Origin of the sequence: Glutamicibacter sp. TV12E (assembly GCF_052441935.1) — a bacterium.
Lineage (GTDB): Bacteria > Actinomycetota > Actinomycetes > Actinomycetales > Micrococcaceae > Glutamicibacter.
This window is the reverse complement of record NZ_JBQVVF010000001.1, coordinates 496,831-516,257: the sequence shown is the minus strand read 5'-3', so window position 1 is coordinate 516,257 and position 19,427 is coordinate 496,831. Positions and strand designations below refer to the sequence as shown.

The following is a 19,427-nucleotide window of genomic DNA, read 5'->3' as shown; positions in this document are numbered from 1 at the left end:
GGTGGCGTTATTTGCTTAATGTGGGAGTTACATCGAGTAGTGCAACTCCCACATGAGTGGTGGACGACCTATTCGTTGTCTTGGGCGTCTTTCTGTGCTTGCTCTCGCAAGCGCTTCTGTAGTCCGGCTGCGAGTAGGACATCGACAATTTTCTCTGGACTACCCAAAGTTAGCAGGACATTGATTGCGTTCTGATGTCCTTCACCTGCGGTATAAATCAGTTCCTCGATGACCTCTACCAGTGTCGGTGAAGTACTGAAATCAGATGGGCCATTGGCCACGGCTTCGCGTTGCAGCTGTTCGTGGGACAAAGCGTGTCGCAGGATGGACTCAAATACGTTTACTCTGTCTTCATCACTGACGCCGGTACCTTCGAAGATCTTGTTGATTTGTTCGATCAACCCGCCGAAAGTCTCGGACGTCTTCTCCCGCGGCACACCGGATCCAGCATCGGTTATGCCCTTTAGCCCCTTGCCCTCTCCAGCGGCGAGCTTCAAGTCCGCAGTTTCCTGCTTTTTCAATGCATAGTGGGTGAGCACCACGTCGGTCAGGTCAATCCTGTTGCCGGTCGCGGTGGTCTGCAGGGCCTTGGAGAGCAGTTTCAGATAGATGGCCAGTTTCTCCACCCGGGTATCGCCGTAATCGATGATCTGGGAGAAGAAATCATAGGACTTGTTGAACGCGCCGGCGGTCTTGCGGAACTCTTCGAGTTTTTCCAACTCCAGCTTGTCATTGTTGAACACTGCGGTCTTGTGCCCGTGCTTGAACACGTCAATGGCCGGCTGCAAGTGCGAGACCAGGCCGTTGTGGTTGCGTTGGGCCACCCACTTCTGTGCGACTAGGTCCACGTCCCTGTCGTTATAGATCCCCATGGCATCAAGCTTCATGATCATGTCGTGAATGATGTCCGGGTTGGATTCCTGCTCGATGGACGCGTCCTCGTAGTACGTCTGGAACGCTTCAAGAATGGTCCCAGGGTCGTTGACGAAGTCCAGGACAAACGTCCGGTCCTTGCCTGGGATGACACGGTTCAACCGGGACAGAGTCTGCACGGCGGCGATGCCGGAGAGCTTCTTGTCTACATACATGCCGACCAGCAGAGGCTGGTCAAAGCCGGTCTGAAACTTATTGGCCACCAGCATGATTTGGTACTCGTCGGTGCCGAACGCCTTGGGCAGTGTGCGGCCCTTCAGCCCGGGGTTCATGTTGTGCTCGTTGAACGGCTCGGTCCCGGATTCAGGGTCGTTGACGTCCCCGGAGAACGCGACCAGGGCAGCCAGTTCGGATTGGAGACCCTTGGCGCTCAGGTAGTCGTCAATGGCCAGCTTGTAGCGCACGGCTTCCTTGCGAGACGAGGTGACGACCATGCCCTTGGCTCGGCCAGCCAGATGGTGGGCGACGTTCTGCCGGAAGTGCTCGACGATGACCGCAACCTTCTGGGCGATGTTGTGCGGGTGTAGCTTCACCCACTGCATCAGCGCCTTGGCGCCCTGGTCCCGGTCGACTTCCTGCTCGGCTGACTTCTCGTTGGCATGGGCGATCCGCGCAGCCATCTGGTAGGTCGTATAGTTCTGCAGCACGTCAAGGATGAAGCCTTCTTCGATGGCTTGCTTCATCGAATACAGGTCGTAGACCTGCGGTATGCCGTTCTCATTGGGGCGGCCGAACAGTTCAATGGTTTTCGCCTTAGGCGTGGCAGTGAACGCGAAGAAGGACAGGTTCCCCGTACCACCGGCGCGGGCGGCCATTTCCGCGGCGAGCACGTCTTCGGTACTGATTTCTTCGTTCTCGTCCAGTCCGCTGCTGGTCAGGACCTTCTTCAGTAACTTAGCTGCATCGCCGGACTGAGAGGAGTGAGCCTCATCGGCGATGATTGCGTAGTTACGCCCGGCCAACCCCTTGTTCTTACGGATCTCTTCCAGCGCGTGCGGGAAAGTCTGCAAAGTGACTCCGATGATCTGACGTCCCTTCAGCAGAGCGTCGGCCAGCTGGGCTGATTTGGATCCTTCAGAACCTCGGGTGATCGGTGCAAAGACCCCAGCAACGGTTTCGAGCTGTTCGATGGCTTTTTGCAGCTGACCGTCCAGCACGGTGCGGTCAGAGATGACCAGGACACCGTCAAAGACCTTCGAGCCGTCCTCGCGGTGCAGGGACGCGAGCCGGTAGGCGGTCCATGCGATGGAGTCGGTCTTGCCGGACCCGGCTGAGTGCTGGATCAGGTAGTTATGCCCCGGCCCTTCAGCCAACGCGGCTGCGGACAGGGTGTTGACGGCGCGCCACTGGTGGTAGCGGGGGAACCGGGTGGAGGCTTTGAAGGTCTTCTTCCCGGTGATCGGGTGGGTGTCTTCTTCGAAGCGGTAGTGAATGAACTTGCCCAGCACGGTCAGCCACGCATCGCGTTCGAGCAGGTCTTCCCAGAAGTACGCAGTGGGACTGGTCCCTTCGCGCGGTGCGTTGCCTGCACCGTTGTTGTTACCGGCGTTGAAGGGAAGGAACCGGGTGGAGGTTCCTTCCAGTTTCGTGGTCATATGCACTTCTTGATTGGACACGACGAAGTGCACCAGGGCGCCGCGCCCGTAGGTCAGCAGCGGCTCGTCCTTGGGGTTGCGGTCCTGCTTGTATTGCTTCAGTGCTGCCTGGGCATCTTGGGTCAGGTCGGTTTTCAGCTCAACGGTGGCCACGGGGATGCCGTTGAGGAAAAAGACCAAGTCCAGGGACTTGTCGTTGCTGGTGGAGTAGTGCACTTGCCGCATCACGCGCAACCGGTTCTGGCCGTACCGGTTGACAGTGACGGGGTTCAGCCCGTCGGCAGGCTTGGGCTGGAACATGCGGAAAGATGCCGGGGTGACGGCGAAGCCCTTCTTGATGGCGTTCAGGGTACCGCCGCCGTTGAACGGGTCCATGCCAATGACGGTGGACAGGCGGTCCGATAGACGGATCTTGGCTTTGGCGAGCATGGCCGGGGCCATGTCTGGCTTCAGCACTTTGGCCAGTTCATCCGGGGACGTGTCTTCCAGCCAGCCGAACACGTCCTCGGGGAACAAGGCACGTTCACGGTCGTACCCCTCATCGGTAGGGGAGTAGTGCCAGCCGTGGGCGGCAAGATGCTCGCAGATTTCGTTTTCGAATTCGATTTCGTTATGCAGCGCCAACAGGCGCTCCTTCCACAATGCTGGTTGCTGGGTCTATTAGACCGCGGACGTCGATCTTCCCGGTGACCGCAGCACTGATGACCGCTGCACGACGTTCCTTGGACAACGCGATCGCTTCACGAGCGTCAGCGATCGCCGCGTCAATCGCGGCGGTCTCACGGTCGAGGTAGGCTGCAATTTCTGCTTGTTCAGCTTCCCTGGGCCAGACAAGGACCGTGGCTGCGACCTTTTCGGCGGTGAAGTGAGGCATGGAGGTAACGCTCGCTGCCATGGAGATGTATCCGGCTTCTCGAAGGTGGAGAAAAGCAAAAGTGAGGAACTTGCTGCTGAAGCCTTTGTAGGGACGAAGCCGGACAATCGAGTTTTGGAAACCCCAACCGATTAAATCTCTGTCGATGAACGCAGCTCTGCCGAATCCTCCGACGCCACCCTCGACTATAACTGTGTCGCCGGCACGCAGATCGAGCCTACTGAGCTCGGAGTTTGTGAACCACATGGATTTGGTGCTTTGAAGATCAAGTCGCCCCTGAGGCTGGACATTCGCGGCACGAAGATACGGTGCATACGTATCATCCGTGCTCTTGCGGGCTGGTTGCAACATTTTTCCCAGCGTGATCATGCTCGTGTTTTTACATAATCCGATCGACCAGTGCTCCGGTACTTTGCCTAACCATTCCACTCCACTGTTTTTCAATGGTGCGTTCGGGTCGAGGCCCTTGGTGACGGCGCTGGTGATCGTTGCTGTACGGCGCTCGGACAACAACTCAATGAGTTCTTCCTGATCCGCGATAAACGCATCAATCTCATCAAGTTCACGATCGAGGTACGCGACGATACATTTCTGTTCCGAAGTTGGCGGAACAGCGAGACGTATCGTTTTCATAGATGAGAATCTGGTGCTCCATAGGTCAGCAACGATCCCTGTTCCAAAACGGTAGAACTCTTCTTGGAAAGGCACGCTGCGTAGAAGATGATGCACGAATCTTGGTTCTACATCCAAGGGTTCAAGGACAATCGAAATCTGCGATACGCTACCATCACGATCTGCGATCCCCGAAGATCCTTTGCGATCGGATCTGCTATTAATAACAAAATCGCCACTTAGTACCAATTTTCGAGATTCGCCGTTTTCCGTTTTTGTTACATGTTCCATCTGTGGCAAAACACCAGACATTGTGACTGATAATGGTTGAAAATCCTTATCACTCACATTCGTATTTCGAAGCATGAAATGTTGTCCGAGTGGAGAGATGTTCCAATGTTCTGGGACGTCGCCCAACCACATAACACCGCTGTCTTTGTACGCCGGGTATGGCTTCATGCTCATGCTTTCACCTGCTGAAGGCGTGCACGGATACGACCCAGTACCGCGTCGAGGTCAGCATCAATCTCTTCCAGTGGGCGTGGCGGGACGTACTGGTAGAAGTGGCGGGTGAACGGGATCTCGCAGCCTTCCTTCGTCTTGGCCTCGTCGATCCACGCGTCAGGAACGAAAGGTTTCACTTCTCGCGCTAGGTAGGCGTGGATGTCTTCGTCCCATGGCACGTTCTCGGTATCACGCAGGTCAGCGTCAGCTTCAACCTTGCCCTTAGTACCTGTGCACACATCTGCAGTCTCATCCCGCTCAGACAGGCCAGCAACGAGTGTCTTGAACTGAGGCGCGTTCAGGTCAATGCCGCTGGTCTTCAGCTGCTTTTTCAGTGCTTTGGTGAACTCATCCCGGTTCTTCCACAACTGGTCTGCATCCATGGTTTCCAGCGCGGTACGCAGGGTGTTCTGGGTTTCGACGTTGAGCTTGGCCAGAGTCTTTGCAGTCAGAGCGGTGTCGATGCGGTCAGGAGTGGTGGCGAAGTTCAGCTTCAGCGGACGTTCGACGGTGATGGTGCGGTAGAAGAAATCAGTGGTATTGAAGATCTTGGACTGCTCGGTTTCGGCGAAGTCACCGTAGAGGCTCACGATCTTCCGGATGTCTTCTGGCCCCAGTTCGTTGCGCTTGGAGCCCAGACCCTTGCGCATCTTGCGGAACATCTTGGACCCGTCGACCAACTGGACCTTGTTCTTGCGTTCGGCAGGTTTTTCCTTAGACAGCACCCAGACGTAGGTGCTGATGCCGGTGTTGTAGAACATGTCGGTAGGGAGGGCGATGATCGCTTCGAGGTAGTCGCGTTCGAGCAGCCACTTGCGGATATTTGATTCGCCCGAGCCTGCGCCGCCCGTAAACAGCGGGGAGCCGTTCAGGACGATGGCCGCGCGCCCGCCCGTGGTGTCTTCGCCGGGTTCGCGCATCTTGGAGATCAGATGCAGCAAGAACAGCATGGAACCGTCAGACACGCGGGGCAGGCCAGGACCGAAGCGTCCGGCGAAGCCCTTCTCTTCGTGTTCTTCACGGACGGTCTTTTCCTGTTTCTTCCAGTCCACGCCGAAGGGCGGGTTGGATAGGCAATAGTTGAAGGTGGAGCCGGTGTGGCCGTCGTTGAGCAGGGTGTCGTCGTTGACGATCGCGTCGACGGCCTGGCCCTTGATGACCATGTCTGCCTTGCAGATTGCGTAAGACTGGGCGTTGAGCTCCTGGCCGGCCAAGGTGAGACGAGCGCGGGGGTTCATGTCCTTGAGGTGGTCTTCGGCTACCGAGAGCATGCCGCCGGTGCCAGCGGTCGGGTCGTAGACGGAGCGGACGATGTCCCCGTCGCGCAGCGCTTCATCGTCGTTGGTAAAGAGCAGGTCGACCATGAGTTCAATGACTTCGCGCGGAGTGAAATGCTCACCGGCGGTTTCGTTGGATGCTTCGGCGAACTTGCGGATGAGTTCTTCGAAGATGTGGCCCATTTCGGCGTTGGAGACGCTGTCGGGGTGCAGATCGACGTCGGCGAACTGCTGGATGACCAGCAGGAGCAGGTTGCTGTCTTCGAGTTCTTCGATGCGGTCTTCAATTTTGTACTTGGTGAAGATGTCTCGCACGTTTTCGGAGAAGGCGTTGAGGTAGGCGAGCAGGTTTTCGCGTAGGTTTTCAGGGTCGCCGACCAGGGTGGTCAGGTCGTAGCGGCTGGTGTTGTAGAAGGAGTGCTGGTGCCCGGCGCGGGTTTTGAGCAAGACCGGGCGGATGGGCAAGCCTTTGGCTTCAGCTTCAGCGACGACTTCCAGGACTTTTGGCTTGGTGTCTGCCAGGACTGCGTCGAGGCGGCGCAGGACGGTGAAGGGCAGGATGAAGTCGCCGTATTGGTGGGCTTTGAAGTTGCCTCGGAGCAGGTCGGCGATGCTCCAGATGAATGTTGCGTGGTTGCTCATGCTCAAAAGGTCCTTGACGAAAGGTAATAGCGGGAAGGGCTGAAAGTGCTCCGGGTTCTATGCTTGCAGCAATGCTGGCTGTGTCCGCCGGGAAGACTGCATTCACTTCATGTTTTGTACACCGTGCCGCTTTTCTGGTGCAGAAATACAACAAATGTGCTGGATGATCTGCGGTAGTTGTTTCTTATATCTTCATCTAAGCACGTCAGAGTGACAACATGGACAAGCAGACACCTCCTCTGCAAACTAGAACATTCGATAAAATTTGCTGAACAAGGAAAATCTCCTCTCAGCATTTCTCGTTGCCCTATCTTTCTATTTGCGAGTCTGGAGTTTAGGTTTTTAGTTCGTTCTCATTCGGATCGACGCTCCACTGAGCGAGTTCTGTTTTCGCTGGGTCTGGAACGACGAAAGCCACGGAATGTTTTGCCCGTGTGACTGCCACATACAATCCGCATGCGGTTTTCGGCTTTAGAACTATACCTTCAGTCAAGTACTTGAGAATTGGACCTGTTGGGTAGATAAGGACACGGTCAAAGGTGAGCCCTTTGACTTTGCCGAAGTTCTGAAACAGCAGTTCAGAGGTCCGGGCCGTTGTCTTACTCTCCCTTAGCGGCTGCACTTGGAACTGGCTAATATATGCGCTCACGTCGGCATCGGCGATGGCAAACACACCGTCGTGTCCCGTTACTGCGTCTTGCCGTGAGATGGTTGGAGAAAAAGTGAATTCAGGTGGAAAGAGTTGGTCAGAGAAATCGGCTATGTCTTGGTTAGAACGCCAAGTTTCGACCTTGTGTGAGACATCCAGTATCCCCTTCTTTTCGTGCAACTCGAACCAATTCAACATCGCGACCCCTCGGTATTTCTTGAGGTTCGGATCCTGTGGGTTGGTATCGAACACCGATTGTCGAACGTCGCCCACCATATAAACGTCCATTTGATCGGCGCGCATGAGTTGTTCAAGTACATGGAGGTCGCACCCGGTTAGATCCTGAACTTCATCGATATAAATCTCATCGTAGATATGAGTGATCCGGTCAATCGCTGAGCCTGCGCTTTTCTTGATGACTTCGAAGGCCAGTTTCGACAGGTGTAGTTTGTATGTACAACCTCCAACATCGAAATAGCGTTCGACGCCTGTTGCGTATCGGCCGCCAACAGGTACTCCGTCAAAATTGAGACCTTTTAATTGCTGATTTGGAAATAGCAGTGGTAGGTAAGGGCGGACGCAATGACGCAGAAGGAACGCGAACCAACCCATCACTTCGGGGACGGAACCGGGCGCGCACTCGGCGCGGAGGCGACGTTCAAGCTCGGCCTGACCTGTCTGGGTAAAAGTTACTACGAGACGGCGCTTCTCTGGCGCCCCGTGTGCGCAGGCGTCGACAATCGATTGCGTCTTGCGTGAACCAGCGACTGAGAGAGTGAGACGGTTCATTCGATGAACTCGATGGCATTCATTAAGTAGTCCGGGAAGGTGATTGATGACCGTGACTCGGCGAGCAATAGCGCGCTTTCAGTCTTGTGATCCGTCATCCACTCTAGGGTGGTCTTCGTCTCGTCTTCGATGTTTAAAAGCGTTCGCAGAGTCGAATCACCATTGAAATGAAGCAATTGCGGTTCAAGGGTCGTACCGAGTGCAGGATCACCGATAAAAAGCTGACGTTTCGCTAGTTCAAGGTGCTGGTTCACCTTGCTTTCCCAGTGCGCGGATGGTTTGCCGTCGTTATCTCGGATGCCAGCTACCTGCCGTCGCAATGCCGCAGATAGTTCCAATGCCCTGCCCAATGCAACTCCGGACATTGACATTACATCTATGCCTGAATCAGTTGGTGTCCTTCCATGTTTGTCTGAAAACGCACGCTCGAAGAGTATTTCATCGGATGGTCCTTCAACGAGCACGAGTTTGTCTGCTAGGACGATACGTAACGTATCAAATCCAGACAACCGTTTAAAATAACGGATAGTCTCCGCAGCGATAGCGGAGAATGACGTCGGGTATCCGGTATGGAGAAGACAAAGTTTATCCAGTCCGAGGCGGTTCAGAACGTACGAGCTGTGGGTAGTGATGAACACCTGTCGGTCGCCCGCGAGTGTCTCGATGCGAGCAACAAGACGAGTGAGGCTGGTGTGCGAGAGATGGTTCTCTGGTTCCTCCACCAACACGTAAGAAGTGTGAGCAGCTGAACGGTTCATGGCTAAAGCAACTTTGATCGCGGCCTGTTGGCCTTGACCTGAAAGAGCGAACGGGACCTCACCCACGTAAGGTACGACACCGGCTTCCCACGAGGAGCCAGCTGATTGATCCATATGCAGCGCTAGGTCCCTATCATGTAACCTGGTCCCCTCGGCTGCAATGCGCTTGTTGACCTCAGACAATGCTGTCGCCGAAATTTCATGGCGCGCACTCCGGTGCGCAACAGAAATAGCTGCCCTCTCTTTCGCTTCCACGAATTCACCCAGCATTTCTCGCGTGTGATAGTCCAATCCCCAACTTGAGCGAATGGTTCGTGCATCGATAAACGAGACACCCAAGCCTTTGGGCCGACGCTGGAGCAGCCCTCCCGCGAAGTCCTTCCAGACCATCTCGTAGTATTCCACCGGAATGATATTGGGACGATGCGCAGCCTGCATGTAGACCTCAAACTCTTGCGCGTAGTCCTGGGAAAGAGCGATACGCACGCTCACCCCCGGAGCGTCTTGAGCGCGGGAGTTGTATACAGCGCGTAACGTCTGTATATCTGGTGACGTATCGTTCAAATACAGCTCGATGAGGATCTCGGGTGGCTCAGGCGACTCACCGGCAGCAACGGCAGCAAAATATTCAGCAACCATATCTTTGTTGAACCAGTAAGGGCTTATCTCTTCCTCGGCGCGCCGTCCATTGATCCGGCCTGTTAACCCGAGTGCAATGGCCTCCAATAACGTAGATTTTCCGGCTTCGTTTCCTCCAACTATGATATTGAGACCCGGTTTAGGCTCCATCTCAAAGTTTCGGAATAAACGGTACCCTCGGATAACTATTCGCTCTATCAATTCTCAGCGTCCTCAACCTAATTCAATCTATATGCTAGTGAAATTTTGGGTTTGTCGCCCGCAACGAACTCAGCCTCGCCGTCCCAAGATATGACCAGTTTTCGATTCGCTCAGCAAACCCCTGTCATTCCTCCCAATAACCATATGTCAATAACGGAAATTCGTCGCCTCTTCGTGAATATTGAGGCCTTGTGGACTCTTCTTTGAATGCATCCGAGTTGTCTAAGGTGTGTCAGAATTCGACTATGAGGAATGCGAGAAGAAAGCAACGTCAAATCAGACATATCACAGGTGGACAGGGGGTTAATCTTGTAAGTCGTAAGTTGCCTGATTACCGGGTTGTGCGAGATATCTACACTGCACTATGACATAGTCAGGACGGCGGGTACCGGCTCTAAGACGTATGGGCGAACCCTTTAAGCAACATTTTTCACATAGCAGTGTCTGACCTCTGCCATAATCGAATGTGCCATGAAGAATCCGATAAAAGCGCTTAAACTAAAACTAAAGACAGCGAATTCGCCTGAACAGGTTTCGCCTGCCTGGGAACTCACGGCTCTAACACCGGAGTTTATTGAGTCTGAACATGCGCAATATGCGGCAACCATAGCCAAAAACATTAAGAATGAAGACGTTCGAAACATCGCCCTCTCTGGAAATTATGGCGTGGGCAAGAGCAGCATTTTGCGTCGAGTTTCGGAAGACCACAAGGGCCGCGTTGTTGAACTCTCGCTATCGACGCTTTCACCGATCGAGGCCTCGCAGCTGGACGAATCTGTCCCCGTTCAAGCGACGACACCGACAAACCGCATCCAGCAAGAAATTGTTAAGCAGCTTTTGTATCGTGCTGAGCCAAAGTCAGCGCGTGCTTCACGCTTTCGAAGGATAGAACATTTCAGATGGTGGAGAGAGCTTGCGCTGTCCGTAGTTATGAGTGTCGGGGTTACGGTGGCATTTCTGATCCTAGGGTGGGCATCGAAAATTGAGCACACCTTTCGACCCCTCTTTGAACTTGGACTCTGGATCTATCCGATCCTCATACTGCTCGCTTCTGCCGCAATCCTTGCAACCAGGGTTCTTCTTCATGGTCGTATCCACATTAAGCAATTTTCCGCCGGTCCCGCAGCGGTCACCTTAGACGAAAAGTCAGTATCCTATTTCGATCAGTATCTTGACGAGATCGTCTATTTCTTCGAGACATCATCTCGCGACATCGTTATCTTCGAGGACATCGACCGCTTCAACGATTCTCATATTTTCGAGACACTTCGTTCTCTAAACGCGCTTCTGAATGCATCGCCAAAAATTAAGAAACCAATTCGATTCATCTACGCGATCAAGGACAGCATTTTCGATAGCGATGGTCTCCAACAGGAGGGGAGGAAGGGTGACGCAGCACATGCCGGCATAGCTGATCCGGCCCAAGCTGAAATCATTCGCGCTAATCGCACGAAGTTCTTTGACCTTGTGATCCCAGTGGTCCCATTCATCACCCATCGAAGTGCACGAAACCTCACGGCACAGATACTCAAGGATATTGAACATAAAATATCAAATGACCTGATTGATTTGGCCGCCCGGTTCGTTCCTGACATGCGCCTGCTAAAGAATGTACGGAATGAATTTGTGGTTTTTCGAGATCGAATCTTTTCCGGAGATGGCAAGCATCTCAATCTCAGCGAGACCCACCTCTTCGCCATGATGCTCTACAAAAGTACTCATCTGAGCGACTTTGAAGTGGTCCGTCTCGGTGAAAGTAAGCTGGACCAATTGTATAAGGCAAGCCGGGCGCTGATCGTGGCCAACATTCGAGAACGCGAAAGTGAGCTACGCGCGGCCAGAGCAGCCGTGGCGAGTCGAAGGGTGGCCTCGGAGAAGGCTGTACGGCTCGGAAAACGATTAGTTTCAGGTATCGACCTGATAGTCCGGACGGCTAGGCTTCAACGGCAGCAGGGGCAGTACCGACAGGGTGGCAGCGCTGCGCAAGCCAATGACTTTGAGACGGTCGAATTTTGGGAGGTCTTTGGCAGTCAAGATGGCAACCCCACTGTCGGCTGGTACAACCCTCGTTATGGACAAGAAGTCCAACTATCTCGCGCCGATGTTGCAGGGTTGGTAGGAGAAACGTTGGACGTAACTACCTGGCGCCAAGCCGACGAGAAAGCCCACGCCGTACGTGTTCGTAAGATTGAGGATGAACTGAAATTCCTTCGCTCGGCGGATATGAATGACCTAATGCACCGGCCAGAATTCCGGATGGATTTCGAGAATGAGAAGTATCCGTTCTCGAAAGTCGCAGAGAGCCTATTCACTAAGGGGCTGGTATACAGTCTCATTCAGGACGGATACATCGACCGTAATTTCACGCTCTATACGTCGACATTCCATGGCAACCGTGTAAGCCCCGCTGCGACAAACTTCATCATTCATCATGTTGAACGGGATCTGATGGACGAGCAATTCGTCTTGACACCAGAAGACGTAGAAGCAGTAATCCGTGAGCGGGGAGTTCGCTCACTAGCCGAATCGGCAATGTTTAACATTGCGATCCTCGACCATCTGCTTCGTTCGAATGATCCAGACGCTGAACTGATGGTTGATGCACTTGCCCACCTTAATAATGAGGGTAAGCGTTTTTTGCAGGCCTACTTCAGCAGCGGAGCCTTCAAGGAGTTGCTTGCAAAGAAACTGACAGCCCGGAGCCCCAATATTCTTGAGTACCTTGTTGGCGGCGTCGAGCTTGACGATGAGACTCAAAAGTCTCTAGTCAGTGTTGCATTGTTGAGTCTTACCGAAAAGATGAATCAGACCGTAACCAATCTAACGAAGGATTACTTGCATACTAATTACGGGCAACTTGCATCTATACGATCTGAACGGCTTACGACAGGTCAAGCGGATCTCATAGCGCTCCTATTTAAGGAAGCCGGTGTGTTGCTTCCTGACCTTGCGACTACAAGTGATTCGGTACGTCCGGCCTTTGTGAAATACGGATTATACGAGATGAGTTTGGATAACTTGCGTGCCGCTGTGGGAGACGACCGTGGCCTCTCGCTCGATGAACTTAGAGTATCAGGTCTTGAGGATGTGTATACGAAGGCGCTTTCTGAGCTTTCGATCTATCTAGACGCAGTCGACGGACATTCCTCGACGAATAACTCTGTGGGGGGATTCGTTCCGGTGATAAAGGATGTACTCAAAGCTGCACCCGACTTGCTCGACTGCGTCGTCGGAGGAGCATCAGATGAGAGTCGTGTCGAGGATCTTGAGACGGTACCGCAAGAAGCCTGGAGTATCTTAGCGGCACACAATCGTTTTTCCCCGACTTTCTCAAATATAACGGCTTACATCGAGCAGGTTGGCAAAATTGACGAACATCTAGCCTTCGTCCTGAAAAAGTCGCAGGCTGTTACAGCTCACGAAGACGTCGCTGAGAACGAGAAGCAAGATCTGGCCGTGAAGCTGATCGGTGCCAATACAAAACTCGGGCCGATTTTGCGCGCAACTTTGGCAGAGAGCTTAAAGCTAACTGAATGGATCCCTTTAAGTAACGTGAACGTCGAGGATGGTGAGCTTTATACGCAGCTAATTACGCGACGTGTCATTTCTGGAGAGGCAGAAACGTATGAGCATCTGCTTGCGGCAAACTGGGACACACGTGAACGGGTGATCACGGTTATGCCTGAATTCCATGAGTGGATTACTCCAGCGCTCGTTAATGATGACCTTACCGTGATTCTCGCGAGCCCGTCGGTTTCTGAGCAAGCGAAGCGCGCTATTTTGAATCGAGCAAGCGAGTATACATCTGCAGCAGGACGAGAAGAACTCACCGAAGTTGCTCGGCTTGCACTGCTATATGGTCTCCCAATGAGCTTCGACGTCGTTGCAAAGATGGCAGAAAATCGTATCAAAATCCCCGATGTGATCGCGTTACTAAGCCCGCATCTCGGGTCAATATTGGACGAGCAGCTATTCGACCTGCTTCGCGCATTGGGGTCACCGTATTCGGAACTGACGATTGTTGGCCGAGACAAACCTAAGGTTGCTAATACCGTAGGAACTACCGAACTACTAGAAGCTTTGCGCAGTCGAGGGGTTGTTGCGAGCTTCAATGACAGTAAAAACCCGATCATAGTAAGTAAGCGACGCAAGGAGCTGTCTTGAAATGGAACTTATTCGGGAGGCTCAACCTTAGACGGGCGCCGGGACCTGATATATATATATATATATATTCAAAGGATACGGTAGTTTACCGTCTTTGCTGAGTGCTTAGTAACCTGCAAGCGGTCTAGTCCATTTCCGCTTTGGATTGAAGTTTTCTGGCCTTGCGTATGGTAGCCCGCCGAGAAAATATTGTCCTGCGGAATAGATGCATTTCCTCAGGACCCACGAGAGGATCTTGTGAGTGCGTGAAGGCTGATGCAACGCGTGGCCGCCGTGCATCTCGAAGTGTCCGAATAAGGCGGTATTTTGCGCTCCAGCGGCCTCTGTTCCGCGAAGCACGAGCAAGATATGTCCTTAGTTTTTGATACTCTCCAGCGTTGAGGCGTTGAGCCAAATCCACTATAAAATGGGGATAGGTGTCGCCACGACGACACTGCTCTGCGCGCAGGAGAAAAGCAAATAAGTAGACTGCTTCTTGCTCATCGTAGAAATTGAACTCGGTCAGGTCGTCAACGCGATCTTGCCACTCAGTCAGTTCTGGGTCTCGGCGTCCTTTAGGGCGAATGCGGGACCGGCTGGACATCCACAAGATTGTTTTGAAATGTCTTGCTACATCTGGCCCGAACAGTAAATATGCTTCAGCAAGAGTCCATTTGCCACTTATCAAGGAGTCTGCGGCGTAAACGAAAAAGCGGACTACTTTGCGTAGATTTCCGCGTTCGAAACCCATCGTTCCTAGGGGAACGTCTCCGGTCTCGTTCGTTTCCTCGATAATACGGCCAACTCGATTACGGTCTTCTTCCGATGCCGGTGAGTAGAAGTAGTCGGAACCGTTCGTATAGAGCAGGGATGTCGCCCATTCTTTTTCCAGTGAGTCCCATTGTCTGCGCATGTCGGCTAGAAATGCTTGACGGTCCGTCCGTTGGCTTTTGAGCGCAATGACGACAGCTGCCAGTGAAGTGAGTAGAGCTGGAGCTGTTCCCCACAGTTCTACGGCTACGCTAGCTTCGTCACTCATTGATTAAAAACCTTCTTTCCAACAACCCTAGAACGTAGAAGTTAAATGACGTTGGTTCAGGGCCAGCCCGCGCTCAAAGGAAAATCTTTATCTGCGGCCTTGGTCAAACCGATATTTTTACCAAACATCCTTTGGGTTTATTCGGCAAACTATTACAACACGGTAAGAGGCCAATGTCGATTGGTGTAGGGGTGGGTTTCAGAACGTACATTAAGCGCTCCCCTTTGCGTACAAAACGCACCATCGGGATCATGATCTGCTAGTTGAAAAGTGGATGATCGGTGGTTTTCTCGTTTCACTGAGTCTCAGATATGCTCAGCCAAACGCACATCTTGTCACAAACTTTGGCTTATCGGTGCCGTCGTGTGATGGGCTCAGTGACCACGGTCGAAACAGTCAAACTCTTCGGAGTGAGCTACGAAGCGGGTCGAAAAATGCCTAAATCCGGCCGGTTAGAACAAACCGGGGGCGCTGGACGCGCGATTCTGATCGATACTGGTTCGGTGCACCGGGTGGGCAGGCGATCGGGGCGGCTTTGGACGCAGTGTATCGCGTGGGCGGCCTTGGGCCCTCTCTTGCCTGGTGATGAGGCCCCTTGGCTGTCAGAGAATGAACTGTAGCGGGCGCGCAAAAAGATAGAACACCATGTTGGCGGAAGATATCTATCTGCGGGCACGCAACCGAGCCGTTGTGTACCGCAATAGAGGAGGCGACATGGCTAAGCGGAAGCTCTCCGCAGTGCTGGCGGCCACCGGCGCCCAAGCCCCGGGGCACTGCCTTTCTCCCGTGGGAGCGGATGTCGCCGTGAACCCCGCGAGAGGACTACGCCCTGTCACCACGGATCGCATCCGGCCGAGTACGTGCGCGTTCGATGTTGCGGCCGACGCGCAGTTGCGCCGTCAATGGCAAGAACCTCCGGGAGTCCCGCGCCTGTCCCAAGGCGATCAGCGGCAACCATTTCCCATCAACGAGTTAATGGATCTTCGTCGACAACCCACCTCCGGATTGACGGATGCCGTGATCAGGTGGCTCGAATCGCGGATTCGTGTACTTCCACCTGGCACACCGGGGCACGAGTCGTGTTTGCCGCGCGTGCTGATGCGCACGGACGATGATCGAGTCTACCGCCTCTGACCAAACATTTCACCGCAAGTTGGTGAAGTAGCTCATCACCTATGGGTCCACAACTCTTTTGGAAGGCCTCCCCGAGACTGAACTGCTCCCCAAAAGTTGGACTGAGAAATCAGAACTACTTCTGGGGAGCATCTTCATGCGAACACGCAGCACATTAACCGAGGGCCAACGAGAACGACTCGTTGATCTTTTTGAAGCCGGCATGGGATCGAAAGCTGCTGCCAGCCAACTGAACGTTCGTTACACCGCCACGGAGAAGCTTTACGATCGGTGGCGATTACATGGCAGGCTTTGTCTTATGGAAAAGCCAACCAAGACTGTATATTCCTTTGAGATCAAGAAGGAAGTCGTTCAGCGGTACCTCGCCGGTGAAACTGGTATGGATCTCGCGGCCGAGTTCCATATCAGTTCTAAGGAATTGGTGAAGAGTTGGGCGCGAGCATGGCGCCAAGGTGGGGACGAAGCGCTCATGCCCAAACCCAAAGGACGGCCTAAAGGCGCCGCTCGGCCTGAACCTTTGAGCGAAGAAGAGAAGCTTCGTCGGGAGAACAAGCGACTGCTCGCCGAGGTGGCCTACCTGAAAAAATTGCGGGACTTGAGGGAGCAGGGGCACCGCTAAAAACCAAGGCGATTGTCACTCTCAAGTCAGAACACGACCTCACAGACCTGCTTGCCGCGGCAGGATTGGCCAGGTCAACCTATTACTACCATCTGAAACTGATGGACCAGGCGGATCCGCACGCGGAACTCAAAACAGCCATCACCACGTCCTTTGAGACCAGCAAACGGCGCTACGGGTACCGAAGAGTTCACATGGACCTTCGCGCTGAAGGCTGGAATGTTGGTAGGAAGCTGGTCCGCAAGCTCATGCGGCTCCTCGGATTCCAATCCAAAGCGCGCCCGAAGCGGCGTTATAACTCGTATCAGGGTGAGCAGAGCAAGATCGCTGAGAATCTGTTGCAACGACAGTTTGATGTTGAAGCTCCGGATACCGTTTACGTCAGTGACGTGACTGAGTTCAGAGTTGATCAGAGAAAACTGTATTTGTCACCGATTATGGATCTGTTTGACCACAGCATCCGGAGCTACACGATCGCCTCGTCACCTACTACGGCGTTCACCAGTCAAAGCTTGGCACTGGCTTTAGGTTCCCGGGACTTCAACAAGAAGCTGTTGGTGCATACGGATCAAGGTTTCCAGTATCAGCATCAATCGTGGAAACGATTGCTGGAGGAGCATGGCGCGGTGCAGTCCATGTCTCGTAAAGGCAATTGCTTCGACAACTCGGTCATGGAGAATTTCTTTGGACATCTCAAGTCAGAGATGTTTCATGGAGAGCATTTCGCGGATTATGAGGAGCTCAAGGTGGAGGTTGAGGTGTATATCGATTGGTACAACAGCAGTCGTCGTAAGGAACGGCTGAAGGGTATGACTCCGATGGAATATCGGTGTCATACCCTTGCAGCCTGAGCAGGACTATTATTTAGTTAGTCCAACTTTCGGGACCCAGTTCAGACGGGCGGGGGCCTTTATAGTGAAAGTAGCGTGCTCCGAGGACTAAGCAGGGAACGGCCAGCCCTCATTCTTGACCCGTTCGCGCCAGTAGGTAGCCGCAGTTGTTCCGCCTTGCAAAGCGATGAACTCATCGGTCCGCTCGGCGAGCGCGATTTGAGGGTCGCTCTCATCTACGAAGGCCTTCAGTGCAAAATACAAGGCCGTCCCGCTAATGAACTCTGCGAAGGAACGGACGGACTCCACCATAGGGAAGGTTGCCGGATTGCCATGTACGAGTGCGTTACGGAGGCGACGTCGACGTGCCTCGAGCACGGCGCCTTCATCCTCGTATTCTGCAATGAGAGTGCTGTATTTTGCGTGGTTGCTGATGCTGTCGAACATGCGCTGAATCCAAGCGCGTTCGTGCTCGAGGCGACATAGGGAAAGAAAGTCGTCCCGCCGATCGTCAAGGAACAGGATCCATGGCTGCTTGGGATGACTCGAATGCCACTCCACGGTCAGGCTATGATGCAATACATGGTCCAACGCGCCACCAAGGAGGCACATCCTGGCTGCCACCTCAAGGTCGCTCAACCAGCGCGCATGCGCCCACTTTTCGCCGAGTAGCTGGAAAAGGTTGTTCGGATCCGTTGCTGCGTGAGCGGCAATGTGTTGCACGATCCTGTCGGAAAGCGGAATTACGCTGCTGATGTCTGCTTCTGAAGGTTTGCGAAGTGCCATGTCCCGGCTGAACGGAAGGTCAAGCGCCGTCTGCACCGCAATCGCTGCCGCGAGAAAGCGCGGCAACTGCTGTCGAGCGAGGGCGTTGGCAATGCGGGGGCCGTGTTTATTAATCGCATCCGACGTCATACCCCCACCGTAGATGTCGTCGGGGAAGCCAGCGCGATCCCAGCCGGCTTCGCGTCCAAAGCCGGAGGGAACGCCGGATCGCACGACTACATACTCGGTGAGCTGCGGGCGGATGCCTCCGGAGCGGTGCAGCGCTACGTTGATGATGATGTCCACGATGGCGACCGCGTGTTCAACTGCTCTGGCAGCCGTGGTGCTACCAAGATCGACGCGCACTAGGGTCTCGACGTTGTCCTTCTCGTCTGCCAGCTCCGGGACACGGAAGCTGAAGCCGTCTTCGACGATCTTCCAGAGTTCTTCCTTGTGGTCGAACTCTTGCCGACCCGGTTGCGCATTTGGGACTGCCCAGAGCGGGTCGTAGAACGACACTCGCTCAGCCGTCATTTCTACGCGTACACGACCCTTGTACCCAAGCCAGACCGTGACCGGTTCGATAGTCGCAGGCGTCACGACATAGGTCCGCGCCTGATCGAGGCGGTCAGTGTATGACGTGTCCGCTTCGTCAAGGAGCATCTCTTCTGGATCCCGACCGAACGCCATGATCGACACGAGTCCTCGGACCATTGACTCAGCATCGAGTCCTCGGTGTTGCAGCTGCTCTGTGAGAAGGCCGGCGACCGGCCTGTAATTCCGGCCGTCCAGCGCGCGGTTCTGCGCGACGTCTACTAAGTCGTCCCAACTTGCGACCACGGCATCGTCGGACTTAAGCGCGGTGAGAAGATTTTGGGTCGCCGTCAGCATGGCTACCCATTCGGGTGCAACACGCGTGGCTCCGGGTGGTTGCGAAAGCACTGCAGGGCCACTGACAGATAACGCGGCAAAGCTGGCTTTGAACGCTTCCAGCTCGTTCGCGATGTGCGAGCGGAGGTGCATGCCGAGCGATCCAGCCGACTGCGCGATGTCCTCGTCGAGCGAGTTACGGTTGGCTGTCTTCTTCCATGCATCCACCCCGCTCGCTAACTCCACCCAATGTAGAATCTCTTCGGCTACCGCAGTAAGCGGCAAGGTCGTTGTCGATTGATGGCGCAGATCTAGTGACGATACCAGCGACTTCACCCAAGCAGGTGTGTTCTGTGCCCAGTGGTCACTGACATTGTAGTCGATCATCATCAGCGGCCTCGCTCGCAGTTCCAGGGTGAGTTGGTCATCTTCATATCCTCATCGACCATTGTAAATCGAGTGTCGAGTTGGAAGTTCGGATGTTTCGCACAGAGTTAGGTCTCAGTAGCCAGAAATAGATCACGGCCACTGGAGGTCACTAGAGCAGAAGGTGC

Annotated in this window: 10 protein-coding genes and 1 pseudogene; 3 read left to right on the top strand and 8 right to left on the bottom strand. The window is 54.0% G+C overall.

Features of this window, described 5'->3' with window-relative positions; translation table 11 throughout:
- Positions 1–68 precede the first annotated feature (68 nt).
- From ACT7DV_RS02360 to ACT7DV_RS02340, 5 genes are all read right to left on the bottom strand, one after another.
- A complete protein-coding gene (locus ACT7DV_RS02360) occupies positions 69–3,152 on the bottom strand; it encodes a type I restriction endonuclease subunit R (protein ID WP_444660730.1) in 3,084 nt (1,027 codons plus the stop codon).
- Positions 3,139–4,479: a restriction endonuclease subunit S gene (locus ACT7DV_RS02355; RefSeq protein ID WP_444660729.1), complete on the bottom strand. Its 1,341-nt coding sequence runs from the start codon at positions 4,477–4,479 to the stop codon at positions 3,139–3,141. Before ACT7DV_RS02355 ends, ACT7DV_RS02360 begins: the two co-directional genes overlap by 14 nt.
- A complete protein-coding gene (locus ACT7DV_RS02350) occupies positions 4,476–6,437 on the bottom strand; it encodes a type I restriction-modification system subunit M (protein ID WP_444660728.1) in 1,962 nt (653 codons plus the stop codon). Before ACT7DV_RS02350 ends, ACT7DV_RS02355 begins: the two co-directional genes overlap by 4 nt.
- Positions 6,438–6,771: 334 nt before the next feature.
- Complete coding sequence (locus ACT7DV_RS02345; RefSeq protein ID WP_444660727.1) at positions 6,772–7,875, bottom strand: UvrD-helicase domain-containing protein; 1,104 nt, start codon at positions 7,873–7,875, stop codon at positions 6,772–6,774.
- Complete coding sequence (locus ACT7DV_RS02340; protein ID WP_444660726.1) at positions 7,872–9,473, bottom strand: ATP-dependent nuclease; 1,602 nt, start codon at positions 9,471–9,473, stop codon at positions 7,872–7,874. Before ACT7DV_RS02340 ends, ACT7DV_RS02345 begins: the two co-directional genes overlap by 4 nt.
- Positions 9,474–9,944: 471 nt before the next feature.
- On the opposite strand from ACT7DV_RS02340, the gene ACT7DV_RS02335 reads away from it, so the two are divergent.
- Positions 9,945–13,637, top strand: coding sequence for a YobI family P-loop NTPase (locus ACT7DV_RS02335; protein ID WP_444660725.1), 3,693 nt, complete (start codon positions 9,945–9,947; stop codon positions 13,635–13,637).
- A 124-nt stretch (positions 13,638–13,761) separates the two neighbouring features.
- Here the strand turns inward: ACT7DV_RS02335 and ACT7DV_RS02330 are convergent, their stop codons facing one another.
- Positions 13,762–14,655, bottom strand: coding sequence for a hypothetical protein (locus tag ACT7DV_RS02330; RefSeq protein WP_444660724.1), 894 nt, complete (start codon positions 14,653–14,655; stop codon positions 13,762–13,764).
- 825 nt (positions 14,656–15,480) lie between these two features.
- Positions 15,481–15,792 (bottom strand): annotated as a pseudogene (locus ACT7DV_RS02325) (IS5/IS1182 family transposase); the annotation flags it as partial.
- Between the two features lie 133 nt (positions 15,793–15,925).
- Here ACT7DV_RS02325 and ACT7DV_RS02320 point away from each other — a divergent pair.
- Positions 15,926–16,408 carry a helix-turn-helix domain-containing protein gene (locus ACT7DV_RS02320; RefSeq protein WP_444660723.1) on the top strand — a complete coding sequence of 161 codons (483 nt, stop codon included), beginning with the start codon at positions 15,926–15,928 and terminating at the stop codon, positions 16,406–16,408.
- Entirely contained in the window at positions 16,375–17,259 is an 885-nt protein-coding gene (locus ACT7DV_RS02315; protein ID WP_444664763.1) for an IS3 family transposase, read from the top strand. Before ACT7DV_RS02320 ends, ACT7DV_RS02315 begins: the two co-directional genes overlap by 34 nt.
- Before the next feature lie 87 nt (positions 17,260–17,346).
- Here the strand turns inward: ACT7DV_RS02315 and ACT7DV_RS02310 are convergent, their stop codons facing one another.
- Positions 17,347–19,263: a hypothetical protein gene (locus tag ACT7DV_RS02310; protein WP_444660722.1), complete on the bottom strand. Its 1,917-nt coding sequence runs from the start codon at positions 19,261–19,263 to the stop codon at positions 17,347–17,349.
- Positions 19,264–19,427 lie beyond the last annotated feature (164 nt).